The 21,561-nt window shown below is 39.3% G+C and carries 20 protein-coding genes; 9 read left to right on the top strand and 11 right to left on the bottom strand.

Annotated elements, in window-relative coordinates; translation table 11 throughout:
- The first annotated feature begins 9 nt into the window (after nucleotides 1-9).
- Both I6J03_RS03770 and I6J03_RS03765 read left to right on the top strand, forming a co-directional pair.
- A complete protein-coding gene (locus tag I6J03_RS03770; protein WP_232279795.1) occupies nucleotides 10-3,204 on the top strand; it encodes a SusC/RagA family TonB-linked outer membrane protein in 3,195 nt (1,064 codons plus the stop codon).
- Nucleotides 3,205-3,216: 12 nt separating this feature from the next.
- Nucleotides 3,217-4,566 carry a RagB/SusD family nutrient uptake outer membrane protein gene (locus I6J03_RS03765; protein WP_003010120.1) on the top strand — a complete coding sequence of 450 codons (1,350 nt, stop codon included), beginning with the start codon at nucleotides 3,217-3,219 and terminating at the stop codon, nucleotides 4,564-4,566.
- Nucleotides 4,567-4,596: 30 nt separating this feature from the next.
- Here the strand turns inward: I6J03_RS03765 and I6J03_RS03760 are convergent, their stop codons facing one another.
- From I6J03_RS03760 to I6J03_RS03720, 9 genes are all read right to left on the bottom strand, one after another.
- Nucleotides 4,597-4,908, bottom strand: a complete 312-nt coding sequence (locus I6J03_RS03760; RefSeq protein WP_232279796.1) for a peptide ABC transporter substrate-binding protein — start codon at nucleotides 4,906-4,908, stop codon at nucleotides 4,597-4,599.
- Nucleotides 4,909-5,045: 137 nt separating this feature from the next.
- The gene (locus tag I6J03_RS03755; protein ID WP_232279797.1) at nucleotides 5,046-5,345 is read right to left on the bottom strand and encodes a peptide ABC transporter substrate-binding protein; all 300 of its coding nucleotides are present in this window, start codon (nucleotides 5,343-5,345) and stop codon (nucleotides 5,046-5,048) included.
- A 19-nt stretch (nucleotides 5,346-5,364) separates the two neighbouring features.
- Nucleotides 5,365-5,892, bottom strand: coding sequence for a MauE/DoxX family redox-associated membrane protein (locus I6J03_RS03750; RefSeq protein WP_002993285.1), 528 nt, complete (start codon nucleotides 5,890-5,892; stop codon nucleotides 5,365-5,367).
- A gap of 144 nt (nucleotides 5,893-6,036) precedes the next feature.
- Nucleotides 6,037-6,981, bottom strand: coding sequence for an AraC family transcriptional regulator (locus I6J03_RS03745; RefSeq protein ID WP_003010125.1), 945 nt, complete (start codon nucleotides 6,979-6,981; stop codon nucleotides 6,037-6,039).
- Nucleotides 6,982-7,316: 335 nt separating this feature from the next.
- Nucleotides 7,317-8,210, bottom strand: coding sequence for an ORF6N domain-containing protein (locus I6J03_RS03740; RefSeq protein ID WP_003010126.1), 894 nt, complete (start codon nucleotides 8,208-8,210; stop codon nucleotides 7,317-7,319).
- Complete coding sequence (locus I6J03_RS03735; RefSeq protein ID WP_003010128.1) at nucleotides 8,207-10,291, bottom strand: type IA DNA topoisomerase; 2,085 nt, start codon at nucleotides 10,289-10,291, stop codon at nucleotides 8,207-8,209. Before I6J03_RS03735 ends, I6J03_RS03740 begins: the two co-directional genes overlap by 4 nt.
- Before the next feature lie 2 nt (nucleotides 10,292-10,293).
- Complete coding sequence (locus tag I6J03_RS03730) at nucleotides 10,294-11,760, bottom strand: DUF3945 domain-containing protein (RefSeq protein ID WP_201694156.1); 1,467 nt, start codon at nucleotides 11,758-11,760, stop codon at nucleotides 10,294-10,296.
- 100 nt (nucleotides 11,761-11,860) lie between these two features.
- Nucleotides 11,861-12,142, bottom strand: coding sequence for a helix-turn-helix domain-containing protein (locus I6J03_RS03725; protein ID WP_002993296.1), 282 nt, complete (start codon nucleotides 12,140-12,142; stop codon nucleotides 11,861-11,863).
- Between the two features lie 262 nt (nucleotides 12,143-12,404).
- Nucleotides 12,405-13,250, bottom strand: coding sequence for an RteC domain-containing protein (locus I6J03_RS03720; protein ID WP_002993297.1), 846 nt, complete (start codon nucleotides 13,248-13,250; stop codon nucleotides 12,405-12,407).
- A 1,195-nt stretch (nucleotides 13,251-14,445) separates the two neighbouring features.
- On the opposite strand from I6J03_RS03720, the gene I6J03_RS22780 reads away from it, so the two are divergent.
- Nucleotides 14,446-14,577, top strand: a complete 132-nt coding sequence (locus I6J03_RS22780; RefSeq protein ID WP_003010135.1) for a hypothetical protein — start codon at nucleotides 14,446-14,448, stop codon at nucleotides 14,575-14,577.
- Nucleotides 14,578-15,194: 617 nt separating this feature from the next.
- Nucleotides 15,195-16,049, top strand: a complete 855-nt coding sequence (locus I6J03_RS03715) for a hypothetical protein (RefSeq protein WP_003010137.1) — start codon at nucleotides 15,195-15,197, stop codon at nucleotides 16,047-16,049.
- Between the two features lie 229 nt (nucleotides 16,050-16,278).
- Here the strand turns inward: I6J03_RS03715 and I6J03_RS22870 are convergent, their stop codons facing one another.
- Nucleotides 16,279-16,530 carry a JAB domain-containing protein gene (locus tag I6J03_RS22870; RefSeq protein WP_394370161.1) on the bottom strand — a complete coding sequence of 84 codons (252 nt, stop codon included), beginning with the start codon at nucleotides 16,528-16,530 and terminating at the stop codon, nucleotides 16,279-16,281.
- Nucleotides 16,503-16,736: a hypothetical protein gene (locus tag I6J03_RS03705; protein ID WP_003010140.1), complete on the bottom strand. Its 234-nt coding sequence runs from the start codon at nucleotides 16,734-16,736 to the stop codon at nucleotides 16,503-16,505. The genes I6J03_RS22870 and I6J03_RS03705 overlap by 28 nt, the downstream gene beginning before the upstream one ends.
- Before the next feature lie 181 nt (nucleotides 16,737-16,917).
- On the opposite strand from I6J03_RS03705, the gene I6J03_RS03700 reads away from it, so the two are divergent.
- The 5 genes from I6J03_RS03700 to I6J03_RS03680 all read left to right on the top strand — a co-directional run bounded on the left by I6J03_RS03700 (nucleotide 16,918) and on the right by I6J03_RS03680 (nucleotide 21,549).
- Nucleotides 16,918-17,565, top strand: a complete 648-nt coding sequence (locus tag I6J03_RS03700; protein WP_157600549.1) for a GIY-YIG nuclease family protein — start codon at nucleotides 16,918-16,920, stop codon at nucleotides 17,563-17,565.
- 156 nt (nucleotides 17,566-17,721) lie between these two features.
- Complete coding sequence (locus tag I6J03_RS03695; protein ID WP_003010147.1) at nucleotides 17,722-18,099, top strand: nuclear transport factor 2 family protein; 378 nt, start codon at nucleotides 17,722-17,724, stop codon at nucleotides 18,097-18,099.
- 159 nt (nucleotides 18,100-18,258) lie between these two features.
- The gene (locus tag I6J03_RS03690; protein ID WP_232279798.1) at nucleotides 18,259-18,753 is read left to right on the top strand and encodes a YfbM family protein; all 495 of its coding nucleotides are present in this window, start codon (nucleotides 18,259-18,261) and stop codon (nucleotides 18,751-18,753) included.
- Nucleotides 18,754-18,885: 132 nt separating this feature from the next.
- Nucleotides 18,886-19,707, top strand: coding sequence for a hypothetical protein (locus I6J03_RS03685; RefSeq protein ID WP_003010154.1), 822 nt, complete (start codon nucleotides 18,886-18,888; stop codon nucleotides 19,705-19,707).
- 516 nt (nucleotides 19,708-20,223) lie between these two features.
- Nucleotides 20,224-21,549: an IPT/TIG domain-containing protein gene (locus tag I6J03_RS03680; protein ID WP_003010157.1), complete on the top strand. Its 1,326-nt coding sequence runs from the start codon at nucleotides 20,224-20,226 to the stop codon at nucleotides 21,547-21,549.
- The last annotated feature ends 12 nt before the right edge of the window (nucleotides 21,550-21,561 follow it).

Below are 21,561 nucleotides of genomic sequence, written 5' to 3'. Positions count from 1 at the left end.
AACTACTCAATGAAACGAACAATTACTTTTTTACTCATACTTTTTTCAGTTACCAATACCATTGCCCAAAACATATCCAACATTCGGGGTAAGGTAGTCAATAATGAAAATGGTCAGCCCGTAGCAGGTGCTACGGTCAAATTGTTGAACCGCAGTCAGAATAACACCGTACAAACTGATGAAGACGGAAATTTTGAATTTACAAATAAAGCATTCCCTTTAGCAGTTAGTGTTAGTTACATTGGATTAGCAGATACGACATTTGTCCTTTCTGCTGCTCCACAAAACCCATTGACGGTGCACCTAAATCCGGCAAGCAATACTTTAAGCGAAGTAGTGGTATCCACGGGTATTCAAAAAATACCCAAAGAAAGAGCCACAGGGTCATTTGACCATATCGACAACGAATTGTTTAATCGTCAAATCTCTACCGATGTATTGAGCAGGTTGGACGGTATTGCCAGTTCAGCAATGTTTGATAACAGACCCGGTGTAGGCAGTAACAATTTGAGCATACGAGGTCTAAGCACTATTTTTTCCAATACGAAACCATTAATCATACTGAATAATTTTCCCTACGAGGGCAATATAAATGATATTAACCCGAACGATGTGGAAGATATTACCATTCTAAAGGATGCAACCGCAGCCTCTATATGGGGCGTAAGAGCCGGAAACGGTGTAATCGTTATAACGACCAAGAAAGCCAAACGGAACCAGCCGCCTGCCATATCGTTTAACAGCAATATGACTCTTATTCAAAAGCCGGATATGATGCAACTGCCTTATATGTCTTCTGCGGATTATATAGGTGTCGAAAAAATGCTTTTTGACAATAACTTTTACGATGCCAATGAGCAGTTAGGCTACGTGCCATTATCCCCCGCAGTGGAATTAATGTATAAAAATAAACACGGGTTACTAACCGATGCCGCATTGCAACAAGGGCTGAACGAATTAGCGCAATACGATATACGTCGGGAATTGAATAAATACGTTTACAGGAAAGGGCTAAACCAGCAATATTCCCTAAACGTGAGTGGGCAGAGCGAAAATGTAAGCTATTATCTTTCTGGTGGCTATGATGACAATACCAGCACCACCGATGAAGGTTATAAACGGTATAATCTACGTTCTGACAATACGTTTCGACTTTCCAAAAAATTGAGTTTGGATGCCGCCTTGTTTTTTACCCATACCTTCACAAACGCAGGAAGACCTACCAATTTTTCTTCGTTACCTTATGCCCGTATTGCGGACGAAAATGGAAACGCTTTACCAATAGACCGATATTATCGGTCAAACTATATTCAGGAAACAAAACAAAATGGATTATTAGATTGGACGTATCGTCCATTGGACGAAATAAACCTCATCAACAATAAACAGAAAACAAACAGCCTGATATTGAATACAGGGCTGAATTATGACATTGGCAAAGGGCTGATTGTAGAAATCAAATACCAATATGAAAACGCACAGGGAGCAGGAAAAGATATACGGAGCATGGCATCCTATTATACCCGTGATAGGATAAATACCTATACACAGGTTGGTACGGATGGAGCGTTATTCCGCCCAATACCTTTGGGCGATATCTTAAATGAATCAACAAACAGCTTCACGTCGCAATCTCTCCGTTTACAACTGAATTACTCCAAAACTTGGGATAAACACCAGCTAACAGGTCTTGCTGGAGCAGAGGCTCGTCAGGCAAACACCACTCTAACACAGTCTACACAATATGGTTATAATCCCCATATTTTGACGACTATCGCAGTTAATTACGATACTGATTATACTTTGTACAGTCCCACAGGTGGAATTGCAAAAATTCCAAATCCATATTTTACATCCGAAACTAACGATAGGTTTATATCCTTTTTTACCAATTGGGCTTATACGTTTGATAACCGCTATAATCTTAACATTAGTGCAAGACAAGATGGCTCAAATCTGTTTGGAGTAAGGAGCAATCAACGGTTTACCCCACTTTGGTCGGTTGGTGGTAGCTGGCATCTGACGAATGAACGGTTTATCAATATTACATGGCTTGACCTGTTGAAGCTAAGGACGACTTTCGGTTATAGCGGTAACCTCAATCGCAATGTTTCGGCTCTGCCCACAATGCGTTATTACAATGGTGGAAATTTAATAAATACGCCTTATGGTATATTAGTTAATCCACCGAACGAAAATCTTCGTTGGGAAAAGAACGGGCAGTTCAATGTAGGGTTTGACTTTGCTGTTTTAAAACAACGTTTAAGCGGTACATTTGAATACTATCACAAGAAAAATACCGACCTTATTGGTTATATGCCTATCGACCAAACCACAGGTGCAATAGGTTCCTTAAGTAGCCGAGGGTTCACTTATCTTGGAAATTCGGCTTCCATGACCGGAAACGGAATAGATATACAATTGCATATTGTCAATATCCGTAAAGCATTTGAATGGCGGACAGACTTGCTGTACAGTACCGTAAAAACTAAAATAACGGAATATCTTGCCGAGACAAGAGACCTCAATAATTATCTTAATAGCGGATTGGTTATTTCGCCCATCATTGGAAAACCCGCCTATTCTATTTTTGCATTTCGATGGGCTGGTCTTGACCCCGAAACAGGCGACCCTATGGGCTACCTTCATGGCGAAGTAAGCAAAGATTATGCAGCCATCCGCAACGAAACCACACCAGAAGAACTGATTTATTATGGCTCCGCCACTCCTACACATTTCGGTGCTTTAAGAAATACGTTCTCATGGAAAGGGTTAAGTCTTTCATTCAATATCAGCTATAAATTAGGGTTCTATTTCAGGAGAAACAGCGTGTACTATAACGCAATATTCAATGGCACAGGTTCGCATTCGGATTTTAGTCTAAGATGGCAAAAGCCGGGTGATGAAGTCACCACACAGATTCCGTCAATGGTCTATCCGAATAATAACAATCGGGATGGCTATTTTTATCCACGTGCCGAAGTGCTGATTTCAAAGGGAGACAATATACGCTTACAGGACATCAACCTTAGTTACCAAATTAAATCATTGGAAAACAAATGGAAACTGAAAAGATTGGAGGTATTGATGTACGCTACCAATTTAGGGACGATATGGAAAGCGGATAAACATAACGTCGACCCGGAATTTGGAGATTTATCACCACTAAGAACTTTTTCATTTGGTTTAAGAGCAGGCTTTTAAAATTTAGAAACTATGAAACGATATATAATAATATTACTGATTACAATAATCACATTTTCAGGATGTGAAAAATATTTGGACGTTAAACCGGATAAATCGCTTGTCGTACCGACCACGGTTGCAGACCTTAGAGCATTATTGTATAACACATCGAGAATGAATAGCTGGTATCCCTCAATTCAGGATGGTGCTACGGATAATCAATTTGTACAAACAGAAAATTTGAATAGATTCACTTCATTAACAGCAAAAAACATCTATACATGGAATGATGATGTATTTAACGATGATGAAACCAACGAATGGTCGATGATGTATGCAGCAATCTACTCATGCAATTTGATTTTGGAGCAGTTGGAGAAAATTGAACCTGTTCCGGTAGAAAAAAACCAAATTGAGGGAGAGGCTTTGTTTTTCCGCTCCTTTGCATTTTACAATGTTGCCCAGCTTTGGGCAAAACCTTATGAGAAAAATACGGCACAAACAGACTTAGGTATTCCACTAAGGTTAAAATCTGATATTGGTGAGAAATCTATAAGGTCATCGGTTGAAGAAACTTATACTAAAATTACCAATGACTTGAACAGGGCTGTTATACTTTTATCCGTCAATAGCCCATATAAAACAACACCAACGAAGCAGGCTGTCTATGGACTGTTAGCCCGCATATACTTATCAATGGAAGACTATGATAAAGCACTATCTTACGCAGACACTTGTTTAAGCTATTCAGATGCTTTACTTGATTACAATACATTAACAATGGGGTCGGCAACCTCATTCCCGATACCTCGCTATAATGAAGAAATAATTTTTCATGCTAACGATTTTGGGCGTATGGTGATGAGCATTACCTATGGAAGAATTGATAGCAACCTATATAAGTCTTATGAATCGAACGATATTAGAAAAACAGCTTTCTTTAGAAACAGAGCGGGCTATTATTCCTTTAGGGGAAATTACGATGGCAATTCAGGAATGTGGTTTGCCGGAATTTCTACCAACGAAATCTATCTGATAAAAGCTGAATGTGAAGCAAGAGCAGGAAATATTACCACAGCTTTACAGACCGTAAACGAACTATTAAAAAATCGCTATAACAGTACATTTATTCCATTCAGTTCGGACAATGATGAAACTGTATTAAGGTTTATCTTGGATGAGCGAAGAAAGGAATTAATATGGCGGGGATTACGGTGGTCGGATTTAAGACGATTGAACAAGGACAGCCGTTTTTCAAAAACGATAACAAGAAATATTGATGGAAAGATTTATACATTAGAGCCAAACAGTCCAAAGTATGTCTTGCCCATACCCAATAGTGTGATACTTAACAACGGTATGCAACAAAACGAGCGGTAACAAGGTTCAGCATAATACCGCAAATAATTATTATTCTATCCTTGTATATATAGACGAAATAACTGTATTCATATCAGGGTGTTCAGTATCTCCAATGAGTGGTTTTGCCTTAATAGCACACAATATATCATTTCCCGTTATACACGGAGGTGCTGTACTACCATTTTCATTAACAAGTGCGAAATTTTCTGGGTTGGAGATGTTACCATCTCCCGTTTCATCTGTATAGGCAAACCATTTTTCTCCAGCAAGACTGGCGTTTTTCATTACCGAAAAGGACATTGTTACAGATGCAATGGTTACCGCTGCCAGTGCAAATAGGTTATTTTTTATTTTTTTCATCATTTTAAAATTTTGAGGTTGAAGAAATGGTCTTTTCCTTTGGATGATTAAATCTAATTAACGAAAGTATTCTCTAAATAGAGTGTGAACATGGGATAATCCTTGTTCACACTCTTTCAAATTATTTACTGAAAAAGCTATTGCAGCTTTCTTTCTCTGTCGTCAATAACAGTACCTAAATTGGGATGTTCTTCACCACCAATCATCACAGGTTGAGCCTTAACCGCACAGATTTCGTCACTTCCTTCAGGACACGTAGGCGGATTAGCGCCATCACTTGGCGTGAGTATATAATTTTCAGGATTGTTGGGATTTCCATCTCCGGTTTCATCAGTGTACTCAAACCATTTTTCTCCTGCAAAACTGGCGTTTTTCATCACGGTAAACGACATGGTTACAGCTGCAATGGCTATTGCTACTACAGCAAATAGGTTCATTTTTAATTTTTTCATCGCTTTAAAATTTTGATGTTAAAAAATACTTTTTTATATGTCTTTTGGCAGACGCGCCCTCGGTAGCTTCGCCTCCGGCGTTGCTACCTCGTAATTTATGCCATAAGTAAAGCCCCAAAATGCTTAGGGAAAGGAAAAAGAGATTAAAGAAAAAATGCTGTGTCCAGTTCATACCACTTATCACCGAACCACACCCGCATGGTAATTTTTCCCATGCACCCATAAGAGCCACAGCGATATATGCTGTAAAAGCGGTCATTAATACGGTAGATAGTATTAGACCTGCTTTGCGATACTTTTCCATTACCAATGCCAGCACTGTTATTAACTCCAATGCCGGGAGCGAGTATATTAGGATATATCCTATGCTATCTGAAAAAGGTTGGCGGAGAATGCCTCCTTTAAACGCTGTAAAGTCTGTTATTTTATCGATGCCTACGGGTATCCAAAGAAGCAGCAAAAGAATAATAACGACATTGAGTGTTATCCGTTTTCTTTTGATTTGGTTTTGATATGTAGCTGCTGTTTCCATTGTCTTTGTATCTTAATGATGGTTATCACCATCCTTTGATACAAAGTTCATCAAAGCCGTAAGCGTGTGAAAGACAAAATCGGTAAATATTGAGCAACTTTGTGTAAGAAATTTTCCGATTTTATCAATTTCGGGGAAATTCCGTTACCTGCGTTTCAGGTATTGCTCTAAAGCAGTACGAAATGGACGTTCATTGGTGTAGCCAACTTCCATATATACGTCTTTTATAGCTTTCCCTTGTTTTTCGATGAGGAACAAGGCGTGAGAAATGCGCAATTCGGTAATAAAATCCTGTACGCTTATGTGGTACTGGCGTTTGAAGATATTGAGCAAAGTACGTTCCGTAACGAAAAAGTATTCTGAAAGGAATTTTATGGTAAGCGCATTATCACAATAATGTTCCTGGATATAGGCTTTGATTTTATAAGCAAGGTCGGCTTTTTGGTCTTCTAACATTGTGTCGTAATGCTCCAGAAGGTAGCTGATATACTTGCGGAGATTGCCATCCAATGCCCCGATATTGGTCTGTGAATAACTGTATATTTTATACAGCCATCGGTGTATCTTCCTGTCCATCCTGCATTGGTACATGGTGTCGTAGGTGCGGTTATCGTGTTTAAAACGATGCAGGACGTTTTGGATATTAGGGTAGTTATGGTGCATGCTTTCTATCCATTCAGGCAAAATACTTACCACGAGACAGATATGCATGCCTTTTTGGGCATAGGCGAAATACCTGCCCGAATCGTAATAGGACATGAGGAAGCTGTTAGGCTGCGTTTTTATAATCGGCTTACGGCTTTCAGTCATATACAACAATGTGCCTTTGAGCATAAAATAAAGGTACAGTTGCCGCTCTTGAATGTCGAAAGGAATATAAACAGGGTTGCTTACATTAAGCTGCACTAAATCTATAAAAAAAGGACTGTTTTTAATTTGCTGGCTCAATAGTTCATAATACGGCAGCGTAAAGCCCTGCCTTTGGACAGCGAAAGGTAATGGGTATTTGCTCCACTCCGGGAGGTCGTTGGGATTGGCTATCCACCTTTTAAATTCGCTTTCTATTTTTAGGATATAAGGTATTTCCATAGGCGGTAATTTATTCTCCTATCGGATGCCTTAATAAATTCCGCCCTCTTACTTCAATTCCACTTTTACGGTAAGGGGTTCCTGTAATCAAACGGATGGAATTTGATATAGGCTATACAAATCTGAACCATTCAAATGAATAAAAAACCCAAGTTGGGTAGAACTTGGGTAAAATTTTTTTTCAAACAATTGAAGCAAGTGGGAAAGAAAGTGTACCGGGGCGTGCCACCGTCTGCATTTAACCACCGCACAGAGGACGACCCAAAAATGCAACCGGGTCGGGCTATCCGCTATATCTTTTGCGGATCTTAAAGGACCACAAAAGGATGTCGCTGCTATCCCTCACACAATATGCCATTTAGTAAACTAATCATCTTACTTGCCTCTGCGCTCATTTTGGAAAAGGCAAACCATTTCCTACCCAAATCCTTTAGTGATGCGCCGATGTGGTATAGTTCCGTACCGTCAATAATGAGGAAACGGTCATGGGCATGGGCAAATGCGTGTACATTGATAGCCGGATATTGACTGTTGTAGCGTTGTAAATCGAGTTGTAATTGATTACTGATATTTTTGGTGTAAATAGTGGCAGATACGGATTGCCCACGCTTTCCGAGTAGCGTTAGCACCGTATCATCCACATAGTTGTCTATAAGGATAATTGACCTTTGTGCGCTCCGTATAATATCGGCGACAAAGGTATAGGCATCAAATATCTGCCCGTCATAGAAAATACCTTTATCACTGTGCAGCTTCCCGCTTTCCAAAGCCTTAAAGATTTCCTCAAATTTGCCGTCCGCTTCAATCTGTTTGAGTTCGATTTTATCCATCCGGGAGAACAATGCGGCATTTCCGATTAACAATCTGCGCATTTCCACAAAGGCATTCATAATCTCGATGCTGACCTTTACAGCTATCTCGCTGCGCAAAACGGCGGACAGCATGGCGACCCCTTGCTCGCCAAAAACATAGGGCAGGTAACGCCTGCCGCCGTAATTTAAACTTGAGGTTCCAATTTGGAACCTCAAGTTTTCAGCTTCTTCTTCTGTTAATTGAAAGCAGAATGATTGGGGAAACCGCTCTATGTTTCTTTTTACGGCTTTGTTAAGGTTTTTTGTTTCGACCTGGTACAACTTGGCAAGGTCGCTGTCCAACATAACCTGTTTGCCCCGTATTGTGTAGATAAGGTTTTCTATTTCCTTTCGGCTTATGATTGCGTTGCTGTTCATCTCTTTTTATATGTGCTGTTGTCAAATTCAAACGATGTTTCATAGGTATCTTTCAGTACGATACGGGCATCAAACTTTTTGCCTGCTTTGCTTTTCATCCCTTTGATAAGGCTGGTCGTTCCTTTGTTTACGAGGTTCTCCACTTCGTTAAGGCTCAACCGTACCCCGCAGATATTGCGGAACAAAAGCCAGTTGCACGCTTCATCGGGACATTTGACCACCTTATCCCTGATGAGCAGTTTATGGGCTTTGCACTTTTGGCAGGTCAGTTCGTGCTGCTTTTCGCCCGCAATGCTGATGCTCAACAGTTCCTGCGTAACGGCCGAGGCGTAGGCTTCCATGGATTGGTGAAAATCCATAGCATCTGCCTCGTTGTTTTCAATCTTCTGCAAAGCCATTTCCCATTCGGCGGTCATAGCTACATCGGCAATTCTTTTGTCCTTTACAGCATCATAAACCTGCAATCCTTTTTCGGTAGGAACAAGGGATTTCTTTTCACGCTTGATATAATCCCGCTTAAAAAGCGTTTCGATTATTGCCGCTCTTGTAGCGGGTGTTCCAATGCCAATGCCTTGCAAGGCTTTACGCTCATCTTCATTCGCTATTTCCTTTCCGGCATTTTCCATTGCCGACAATAGTCCGGCTTCGGTAAACAGCACAGGTGGTTTTGTTTTCTTTTCCAAACAGGAGGCTTCTTTGATTTTCAATTCACCGCCTTTTTTCAGTTCGGGCAAATCCTGTATCGGTTCGGTATCTTCGTCCGAAAATGTTCCTTTGATCGAACGCCAGCCCGCTTCCAAAACTTTACAGCCTTTTAGCATAAAATCGTAGTGTGATACTTCCAATGCTATATCCGTTATTTCTTTAATGCAAGGCTGAGAGATAGCTTCGAGCAGTCGAAAGGCAATCATATCATAAACCTTTGTTTCGTCGGCATTGAGTGCAGACGGCACTTTGTCCGTGATGAGTATTCCGTGGTGGTCTGTTACACGCAGGTCATTCACGACACGTTTATTGAAGCGACCCCATTTTAATTTAGAAATAGCTTGCTTAAAGTTATCATTGTCCTGTAACGCTCTTACAAGATTAGGTATCTCACTCCACATATCTTCGGGTATATATTTGCTTCCGGTACGTGGATAGGTAATAAATTTCTTTTCATAAAGGTTCTGGGCAATATTGAGTGTTTGCTCTGCCGACAGGTTCAGCTTTTTATTGGCTTCTTTTTGCAAGCCTGTGAGATCAAAAAGCAAGGGGGGGTGCTCCGTGGTGTTTTTGTTTTCCACAGATATGACCGTTGCGGTTCCGTGTCTTTGGACCAGTCGTAATGTATCTTCCGCAAGCTTTTGTTCGTTCCATTTGGTTTTTGAGATACTCTTAAAATCAATATCCTCTTTGCGGTGCAATAGCTGAATTTGCCAATACTTTTTAATAGCGAAATTTTTATTTTCCAGATAGCGTTTACAAATCAAAGCCAATGTAGGTGTTTGCACCCTGCCCAGCGAATAAATGCCGTTGCCAGCGGCTATACTCAATGCCTGTGTCGCATTGATGCCGATCAGCCAATCGGCACGGCTTCTGCCTTGTGCAGCCTGAAATAAGCCGTCAAATTCTTTACCGTCTTTCAGGCTGTCAAACCCTTGCTTGATTGCTTTTTCAGTAAGCGAGCTTATCCAAAGCCGCTGAAAGGGCTTACGGCATTTCAGATATTCATAAATGTACCGAAAGATAAGTTCACCCTCACGACCTGCATCGGTAGCTACGATAATACTGTTGCTTTTATGGAATAGCTCCTTGATGACTTTCAGTTGCTTTAATGCTCCAGTATCGACTGTATAACCTTTGTCTTTTTTGACCTTACGAACAGTCAAAATAAACGGATTCGGGAGTATCGGCAAGGAAGCCTTGTCAAATCCCGAAATCCCATAATCTTCGGGCATTCCCAAACCGATAAGGTGTCCGAATGCCCACGTAACGAAATAGCCATTGCCCGTTAGATAACCGTCCTTTTTTTCGGAAACACCCAACAAGCCGGCTATTTCCCTTGCTACGCTTGGTTTTTCTGCGATAATTGTTTTCATACCTAACTAACTTTCCTACCCTTTGATTTTGCAGGTGCATTGGGTTTGTTCTGTTGCTCCTGTTGCTTTTCGTTTTTCGGTCTTTGCTGCCCTTTCTGTAGAGGCTCTTTGATATTCTTGGTCGCTTCGTTGGTCTTGCCCTCGGAATTGACGGCAATCTGCGTTTTATGGGCTTCTGTAGGTTTTATCCGTTCCTTGTATTGGTTGGGAAACTCAAAGTTGGTTTTTCCTGTTTCCTTGTTGAATGTGATATAGCCGTTATAAGTTTGCCCTTTCTTATCGACCAAATTCGGAATGTAAACTGTTTGACCGTCTTTGAACTTGTTGTATTGTTCATCCTCCAGTTCCTTTCCCCTAAAGGTTTTCGGGGCTTCCTGCGACCTGCTTTGCTGATTGTCCTGTTGGCTGTTTTGGGTTTGCCTGTTATTGTTGCTTCGGTCAAACAGAAATTCCACATACCGTTTATCCGCATTGAACTGTACGTTTGCATCAAAGGGAGTACCTTTTGTAGAAATCATTCCCTCAATGAACAGGGGTTTGCCCTCCACTAAGGTTTGTTTTTGTTCGTCATTTAGTTTTATACCTTTAACCTCATCGGGGATTTTGATGAAATCTGTTTTCAAAGCAATCAGCTCATTGGTAAGCCGGTCCACACTAATGATGGACGGCATCAATTCGCCTGTTTTGGAGTTTATCAGATCGACCACACGCCCCATATTGCCTGTTTGACGTAAGTTCTGTTCGTCCTCGTCTGAGAACTTGTGTCCGAAAAACTCAAAGTTTAAGTTGGGTTCACGCCTGATACCGTGTACCGCTGCCACAACGTCCCCCTCCGGGGTGGACTGTAAAGACAAGCGGGCATCTGTACGGACGACCGCACCGCCAAGATTAACGCTTATAGGTACAAGCTCATTGGTCTTGTAACCCCTCAATAGTGGGTCAAGGAGGTTCTTTTTCTCAAGGTATTCCTTGCTTAATCCGAGATTGTTCATTGTTTCCCAATCAATCTGTTCCGGCTGGAAGCGGTACTCGCTTGTTTCCGGGGTTGTCTCTGTTTTTGTCATATCATTTTTATTTTCTTGTTTTTGCTCTTGTTCGGGTTCATTTTTCACTTCATGCTTTTCCATTTTCTTTTTGCCTTCGGCAGTTGGATTGTTTATCTGATTCTGAAATTCTTTTGCTTTCTCTACGGCTTCGTCAGCCGAAACTTTGAAAAGAGCAAATTTGGTAGGGTCTTTTAACTGCCTCCAAAAATTGGAAAGGAAATTGGTCACGAAATCACCGTGTTTATCCACCCGCATGAACTCGCTTTGGTTCTTCTTCGTAGGGTCAACCGTTTCCATTTTTCCGCTTTTGTCAATACTTTTTACATCTTGGATTTTCATTTTTTCTTTATCCAGCACTAAAAGTATATCCGATAACTGTTCGGAAGCAACCTGTTGGTTTTCTGTTTCTTTTTCTTCACTCATAATCTGAAAAGTTTAAAGTTTTATTGCCGAAAGTAAATGAAGCAGTTACTGCATCGCCCGAAGTGGCAGTCAAAGGCAGTATTTGGCACGCATTGGCGTTTTACTTGTTAAAACTCTCCCTGATAAACTGGTGCACATCGGATAGCTTGTAATACAGTTTTCCGCTAATGGTATAGTAAGGTAGTTTACCTATGGAGCGGTAGCGTTGCAGGGAACGGTTACTGATTTTCAACATTTGCAGCAGGTCCTGGTTATCGAGCAGTTCTTCTCCGTCTATGCTATTGCGTTTCTTTTTTAAATCGTCAATATTGTCGCCCAACATATCAAACCTGTCCATGATGCGTTCCATCCACGCTATAAATTCCATTCTGTCAATATTCATAGTCGATAAGTTTTAATGTTCACCATGCAAAATTGGGAAGCGTGGCAGTGTTTATCAGCCAAGCCCTGCCAATTGGTTTGGCTGTTTTTTGAAAATTTTTGCAATTGGGAGAAACCCTTGTTTGGTAGGGCTTAAAAAGAATTTCGAGTATTTAGGAGATGGTTTATACCATCATTTGCCAATTGACATACATTGGCTTATGGTATAAACAAAAAAGCAGTACACAACAATGCACTGCCCTGAACAAAAGACCTGCATTGGGTTAAAGGTCTTTATCCATATATTCTTCCAATGAAGTTTTAAGCTGGTCCAAGAATGCCGTTCGGGAACCGCTTCGGGTTTTCATTCTGTGGAATGCGTGGTGCAGGTCACCGAGCGTAATGCCAAAAAGTATCTGGAACATCAAACTGATTTTTCGGACACCGGTTTTACCGTGCGAAACTGCTGCCGAAGCATACAGGGCATATATCAATTCGACAAGTGCGTTTTTGCTTTCTGTCCAAAAAATATCTTTGGCGTTTTCCGGCTTTTGTAAAATAGCATCGGGATTTTCATCTGGATTGATTTTCGTCAGCAGATAGGTATAAAGCAATTCGTTGGCGATAATCCTTGCGGTCTTGTAATCGTAGAAAGTAGAAAATTCGGGATCAATTTCAAAGACGATACTGTTCAGACCGTCGTGGTAATTTATGTTGCCTCTTTTGAAATAGGTGTCGTCACGGTCCGTACGCCCCGAACGATAGTACCTATAAAAATCTGAATTGCAGATATGCTCAATGTACTCTCTTTTAAGATTGGCTAATTGAGTCGAAAAGTAACTGTAATACATTTTGCCGTTGCTGACCGGACAGGTCGTTTCAATCCGGTAAATTTTATTGTAGTAGATGAGTTTTCCAAGTATTTGGGGTTTGATGGTTCGGAAGAATTTTATTTCTTCCCCATCATTTTGAAAGCCCTTTTTAGCAATATATTTCTTGACCTCAAATAACAGGTCTTGTAGATACAAGGTCATTTCATAAGCCTCATCAATCAACCTTTTGCTCTGTGATAAAATCTTATCTTCCTTATTATGTATCTCTAAAATAATGGTGTGTAAAGAATGCTGCATAGCCCATAATTTTTGTGATCAATACCGAATTTCAAATTCAGTTTATCCCTAATTAATACACAAACATCATTATATTAAGTGATACCTTTACCCAAGTTCACCCCACCTGTGGGAAGATTTTTGCCATAAATCTCACCCAACTGTGGAGATTATTTTATAAATATTCAGTATGAAATGACTTTGAAAAGCCCCTTTAGTAAACGCAAATTTAACGGATATAAAGAGACTTTAAGTCTGATTGCTTTATTATATAACTTTGAACCTTGTTAATCTTTTTATTTGAAAAAATGAGCCAGAAAAATCGCTTTAGTGATTTTGAGGTTTAAATCAAAAATCACCAAATTGTATTGCTCAATCAAATTAAATGATTAAATTTGCAACATCGAATCACAAATTATATGTGAGTTAAACGGTGAGTAGTTCTTTTTAAAGAAAGTCAACATATTGACATATAGATATTTGAGTGTGCGCAGATTCGTCCTGCCACCCCGACTGAAAAGCTCTGACGAAAGTCAGGGCTTTTTTTGTTTTCGGCGGGATGAGAACCGTTGGTTCGATCCGCAGGAGACTCAGGGATTGCGTTTGGGGCGAGAGGGGCTGAGCCAATCCTGCCGCCCAGACTGAAAAGGCCAGAATATAATCTATTCTGGCTTTTTGTTTTTTCGGACATATTTTAAACAAAATTGTTCTTTTCAAAGATAGAATTAAGATAGGGAAGTTTAGCTACAGCTTTTCTATGTATGTTTTTTATCCCACCCTCAATGGACTAAGTATTCGTTTTTCGTAAATATCTGTGACATCATTGCTGTTTTGTTTTAAGATTAATTCACGAAGGCGTACTCCATAGCTATATATTATTATATCATTGTCAGTATTATATTAAAGTAATCTGATATACTTCGTTGTCTTCAAATATTGAATAAAATAGAGATATGCTAAAATGAAGGATTTGTGAGACTTTTTGATAAAAAATAATTTATTACATCTATAAATATTTTGTTGATATTAAAATCAATAGATCTCGTTATACAAATGTAGTTAAAGATGAAATACAACTACTAATAATGAATAAATTGATGAACATTTTGTATATTAGTTTTTTTAGACAATAGCTCCTGCGATTGTAATAAGACCCTAAATTATTATTATAGACAATAACAATGGCAACGTATAATAAATATTCAAGAGGTTCAGAATGGAGAATTTGACATTTGCACATTCATACTGCAGGGAAAAAAAGAACGACCAGTTTACAGGAACAACTCTTGATGAAAAATGGCAAAATTATGTTGAAAATATCAATAGTTTAAAAGAAGAATTTCTGTAATTGGAATAACTGACTATTTCAGTATCGAGAATTACTTTAAGTTTAAACATCTGGTTGCATACGGAGAAATAACGAAGAATTTCGACCTTATTATTCCGAACACTGAATTAAGAGTACTACTAGTGATTGGCTCAGCTACTCGAGTAAATCTTCATTGTCTATTCAACCCAGATATTGATAAAGAAATAGAGGCAAGATTTTTGGTAAAAATTTCAGTTTAACTACTCAGGGAGCAACTACTTCGATACAAAATCTGAATTGGTTCGTTTGGTAAAAGACCATTTAAACAATTAAGCCTTCAAACTTGAAGTAGGTTTTCAGGAATATGTTGACCTACATAGAGAATTTTTACTTAGTAAAGGGTGTACATCCGGAACATATAAATGAGTAACTTGGAGAAGTTAAAAATGTTTACCGATATTTCACAGAAGTGAAAATAAATGTTGAAAAATTCCTGCCAGAGAGAGCGTTCGCTAATAATGTTATGCAATGTTTTCAAGAAGTTACTTCCGACTTTATGGATGATTTCAAATATGAAGTATATTCTATTTAATATTAATAGCAGCAGTTAAATTAACATGAATTTCCGTAGTTTTAGAAAACCCTAATTAATAAACATGAATGATTTTATTGAAGAATATGATTTTAGGTACTTGGACATCAAGTGTGATAAGGTTATAGCATATATTAAAAAATTTGAAAGATATAGTGTAAGGGTTATTGATAATATTGATGACCAAACTTTTTCGGAATGGAAGTATCGATACTACGTCGCCGGGAAGTACATTCTGGCAACCACAACGTTGGTCAATTCGTTCCGGTATGCGAAAAAGCAAAATTTGGGAATTGTACTACCTTATTTAGGATACTATAGTTTGTTTACTTCCGCTCGCGTACTACTTTTGGTCAACCCGAAAAATGAATGGAAAGCGGGGAAGTTGATAAAACATAATCACGCTAAGATTGCGAATCTAGTGTGCGATGAAATTGAAAGGATTGACAAAACTATAGGTGAAAAATACAAGCAGATATTTGCACGTTACAAGGATTACCGCGAGCTGTTCAGTTACAATTTTGCGCTTGGGGGATTCGGTACGGTAGCCTTAGAGTCTATCTTTAATGAGGAGGAATTAATTGAAAATGTTAGCTATATTCTTGAAGTCGCGCAGTTGCAATCCTGCTTGTTTGCGCAAAGATATCAAGCTAAATTCCCGACGTATCATAAGCTTCTCATCGAGTCCTTTGAAAAGGGGATTACCCACCAGATTGGTGATATATCGGCCTTTGATGAGCAAGATGCTTTCCGGATCGGTAAAGAATTTAGAAAACCCAGCTCATTATATCCACTTTCATATGCGGTCTCTGTTGGCGTACTGGAAGACTTTGCTGAAGGCTTAATGCTAGTCGATCAAATGGTAGATGGTCAGTTTGACCCGGACGCAGACTTAGATATTATATTTTCATTTGACTAATATGCTCAATCGTCGATGGTGCGTTGTCAAAGGCAAAATATAATTTCTTCTCTGTCCGGGATATCCTACTACTGTTTTTTAGAGTCATTATTAACAAAGGATATTTGGATCTTGTTGAGATTTCATTTGCTGGAAATTCGCAAATATGGATGATTGATGATAGAAATATAAAATTATATTGGAACGGTAATATAAATAGAAAAAAATAGAATTCAAAGATCAAGGAGAATTAAAACTCTCCTTGATCTTTGAATGAATAATAACTATTCGAGGTCAATACTATGTGGTCTAGCAGCTGAATATCTAAGACTTTTCCAGCTTCAATGATTTTGTTAGTTAATGCGTGATCTGCTAAGCTTGGAGTCATCGTTCCAGAAGGATGATTGTGCGCCACTACAATCCTTGTTGCATTACACAAAAGGGCTAATGACATAATCAATCTCATGTCGACCATTACAGCATCCAGTCCTCCATCTGTAATTTTTCGGTATCCAATAACATCAAGCTTTGTGTTGAAATATAAAGCATAAAGCTTTCTCTAATTTCAAATTCTTCCATATCCCAGATCACACGGAATGTTTTATCCATTAATTTTGAATTGTTGATGTATTTGAAATCATCACAGGATAATTTAGGGTTGCTGTGGTAGCCTACTTTAAGTTCATTAGCGATAAAGTTCTTTTTCATGTTTGTAAATTTTAATGAATTGAAAATTGAATTAACGCTGAATGGCTTACGAGTCTAAGGCTGACTAAGCAAAAGAAAACAGGATAAAAATGACGAAGTGAAGGAGGTTCCATTCCTCAAGAATGGATACCCATTTTTTGAACTGTTTTATTGTGTGAGGTGGGATTTGAAGGATGGGGACATGTCAGCTTACATTGGCGAAGCCGAATTAATTGTGAATCGCTTGTTTCAACAAATCGCAGATAAAGATTTTTGGAATGAAGCTATCTTTTTTAGCAGTAAAGACAAATACCTGAATAAAGCCAGTATAAAATATCTGGAAAACCGCTTGCACGAATTAGCACTGAAAGCTGGCCGTTACTCTATCAATCAAAATACGACTACCCTTTCTGAATTATCCGAAGCCGAGCAAGCTGAGTTGGAAGAATTTCTTTCCCATGCAAAAGTCCTTACAGCTACTTTAGGGCATAAGTTGTTTGAAGCATTGGAAGAAACCATTGAAGACAATGAACTGCAAAACCAGTTATTCTATTGTAAAAATGGAGCCGGAGCCAACAGCAAGGGCAGCCCGTCAACAGAGGGCTTTATTGTATATAAAGACTCTTTATTTATAATTCCGGAGCAGCCTTCTTTAGCTGACGGTATTCGCCTTGAAAGGCAAAAAATGCTGAATGATGGAACTTTGAAAATTGAAGGTGCTTTTTACCAGCTTACTAAAGATTATGTATTTACCTCGCCATCTCGTGCAGCAGCAGCAACACTTGCCAGATCTGCAAGTGGGCCTTTTGGAATGGAAAACAGCAGCAGGAATTCAGTTGAAGTCTTTTGAAGTTTAAAAATTTCATTGACTGAAATGTAAACTGAATGGGATTCAAAATTAGAACCGGAATGGAATAACCTATAGCCAAGCTAAACTTTTTGTATATTAGTTTTGTAAAACAACTGTTAACAGAAAGCTTGTTATAAACCGTATAAAAATCAACTTATGAGCTCCATAATCCTCAATGAACAGAAAATCCTAGATATTGAAAATCAACTTCGCGAAGCGATGCAGAAAAGCGATGTCGGGATTCTGGATCAATTGCTTCATGATGATTTGCTTTTTGTTCTTTCAGACGGTGAAGTCATTACAAAGGAAATGGATCTGGAAACGCACAGATCCGGAAACCTTGTTTTAGAAGAAATCACCTCATCCATCGATTCTATAAAGCAAATTGGTGAAGACGTAGTGGTTACTTTGTCTTCAAATATTAAAGGAAAAATGCTGGAGCAAAATTTTGAAGGTAACCTTCGCTATCTGCGGGTCTGGAAAATGTTTGACGGTCAATTAAAAGTGATAGCCGGAAGTTGTGTTGCGATATAAGGGAAGCTGTTGATAAGATATTGCCAAAAGCTACGTTGAAAAGCTTTCGTTCTTCAATTGAACTTTTATTCTAAAGATTGGTACCCTTCATCGGCAAGTTTGCCAACAATCAAATCGATAAAAGAAAATTTTAAATTTTTAAACTAAGATAATTGACTTATGAGTATGATAGCAAATTTGCTTCGAGTGACCACGTCTGAACTTGAAGCGTATTTGAAAGATAGTTCATTATTAGAAGAAAGCATTTATAATGATGAAGCAGACGCCGAAAATCTGATTGACATTGACAAGTCCTGGGATGGAATTATATTTTTACTAACCGGACAAGGTCTGGCCACTGCGAAACACAATCTGGTAAGAATTTTATTCAGCGGACAAATTATTGACGAAGAGCAGGATTTAGGTTATGGTCCCGCTCATTATTTGACAGCAGAGCAGGTTGCTGAATTAAATGGAGAAATTTCGGCAATTACAATTGCTGATTTAAAACAAAGGTTCAACCCTGAAAGAATGAATGAATTAGAAATTTATCCGATCATTTGGGACGAAGGAGATGATGCTTTTGATTATCTGGCTGATGGATTTTTGACATTACAAAATGTTTTTGCAGACGCTACAAAAAATGAAGAAGCAATCATTACATTTCTAAATTAGACGATAAAAAAGTGCGGGCTTCACCACCTGCTTCGGGTCGACTTATTCCGAAGTTCCGGACATCAGGCTGCGGACTGTTTTGAGACAGGTGAAAATAATCATACCAGAAGTAATCAGATAACACTTAATCTAATGGACTCAAAACAATTATTCAGATTTTTTCATAGTAAATTTTACCTCAGCAACTGGCTTAATGAAGATGGTGATTTAGCCCAAAGTGAGGTAGAGGTAAAATGGCATTATTGCGGGGTTAACGAAGATTTCAGGACTCAATTTGTTAGTCAAACGATAGATGACACCTTTACGGATGATGAAATCTATCTCTGTATTTCTTCCGGTAACAGTTCATTAATGCATAAGTCAGCTGTTGTCGACCAAATCTGGAAGATGCTGCACAAGAAAGAAATCGGGATCATGGATCAGTCATTTACAAAAATGATCTTTTTCAATTCCTACAGCACATTTAAAATTGGAATAATAAGAGATTTTCCGGAAAGTCGTCCAAAGCCTGCTGGCAGCCTTTTAAAAGTGGCATTTCATGCAAATAGTGTAGATCAAAGTACTTATCATGTTTCAGAAGCTGTAACGAAACATTTTGAATCATTTGAAAAAGCCTTGCACAAAGATTACGGAGGTAATATGGAGCAGCTTTGGATAGATTTAGAGCTTGTAGAAAGTCACAAGTCTTATCCATTGCGCTTTCAGAAAAGAATTGGAAATCCTTCCTCATATACCGAGTTTTATTCTTACAATGTGGGCCATTACAGTGTCCGGCCGGATTTCGAAAAGTTAAGGACACTTGTCTCAGAGGAAGAGATATGTTCCTATGTATTTGAATTGCTGTATCAGTCAACCCAGATTTTGCTGGATAAGCAGAAAAAATTAGATGGATTCGATGCTTCAAAATTTCGGTTAGATTTTCAGAATGCTTTAAAAAAAACTGGATACGTTTAATGGAATAAAGTCTGCCTTTGGTCAGGGTTTTGTCTTTTGGTGTCAGGCAGGCTGATTCCGATGCGTTGAGACAAGTTGTAATTCTTTTTCTATTCTTTCGCTATTATCCCTGAAGGGCTATTCTTTATTACCTGACCTTGTTAAGTTTCAGATCCCCTGAAACTTCCGGTATCTTCAGTATAAACTTTTGTTTACTCCTTTCTCTTTCTTCCTAAACTATTCCGGTTTTATCTCAAGTTCGGAATAGAAAAATCTTGTGCATTTTCCCGCTGCCTTTATTTAGATATGCACACTTTGGTGCGGAGACCTGCATGAAATCTTTGCTTAAAATCAGCATTCCTCTTTGCTATTGCTCCGGCTGTGTCATTAAGTCTTATGTTAAGAGTTAGTGAATTATCCTGTTAAAAAACGTTAAATCCTTATATTATAATAATATGCTGTTAACCTTAAGCAAACAGTACATCCCTAATATTGCCCCTGAAAAAGAACATTTACTCAACCTAAACTATTTATGTAATGAACTGCTACTTATTAACCGCTTGTTCTTTCGTCGTTGCCCTGTTTTTCAGCAGCTGTGAAAGTAAAAGTGAGCTTGAGCAAAAAGCTTATGACCCGAATAAACCTGTTGTCCTGACAAGTTTTTATCCGATGGAGGGTGGGGCAAAGGACAAAATTCTATTGGATGGTCAAAACTTCGGATCCGACCCGGGGAAGATCAAAGTGTATTTCAATAATGCGCAGGCCTCTGTCATTTCCTCCAGTGGAGAGCGTATATACGCTATCGTACCCCGTCTTCCGGGCGATGACCCAAAGATTTCTGTTGTTATCGGGAAAGATTCAGTCGTTTACAACAATTCATTTACCTATCATATTCAGGCGCAGGTCAGCACAGTCACCGGGACAGGTGACAAGAACTTTTTAGCCGGTCCGCTTGATCAGGCACATGTATACGGCAAGTATCTGGATATGGATGCGCAGGGCAATTTATTTATGACCTGGCGTGACGGAGGTTCATTTGGTATTGCACGTATTAATGAGAAGGAAAATATCGTGACTCCTTTATACTCGGCAGCCTCATCACCGAATCCGTATGCCAATGGGGTTACTGTAGATCGTGCAACAGGTATTATGACCGTATCACACGAATCTGTGGCTGAAGTATTCTTCTCGTTCGATCCCAGAGAAGCCTGGATATTGCGTCAGCGTAATGCTCAATTCTCTGCTGCTGATTACGGTTCTATCGTGCAGGCCGACCGCTATGCTAACTTCGTTACTTTCTGTCCTTATGACGGACATCTGTATACCCGTTTTCGTGACGGAAAAGTAGCAAAAATAAATCCGGTTACCTATGCAGCTACTATCGTACATCAGGGACCTTACGGCTCCCAGTACGGACAGGCGATCAATCCGGCTAAACCATGGGAGCTCTATATCACCCTGCATTCCAACGCCAGTCCGAATACTTTTGCCCAGGGGATTTCAGTTTTAGACCTTCGTGATCCCAACGGTACCGGAGGATTTAAACGTATCAATGCACCGGGAGGTTCAGGATTCCGGGACGGACCGGTAGCAGATGCGGTATTCAATTTCCCGAAAGATATCAAGTTTGACAGAGCCGGAAATATGTTTATCGCAGATTACGGCAATCATTGTATCCGTATGTTGTCTGCTGATGGTATCGTCTCTACAGTTGCCGGGCAACCTACGAAAGCCGGTTATAAAGACGGAGGACCAGTCGAATCCCAGTTCAACCAACCCTGGGGAGTGGCCGTCAATGATCAGGGAGATATCTATATCGCCGATTGGAATAATGCACGCATCCGTAAACTAGTTATCGAATAATTAACCTATTAC

The sequence above is a fragment of the Sphingobacterium spiritivorum genome (genome assembly GCF_016724845.1).
In the GTDB taxonomy this organism is placed as follows: Bacteria; Bacteroidota; Bacteroidia; order Sphingobacteriales; family Sphingobacteriaceae; genus Sphingobacterium; species Sphingobacterium spiritivorum_A.
Note: the sequence above shows the minus strand (reverse complement) of the source record. Positions and strands in the feature narration are given on the sequence as shown.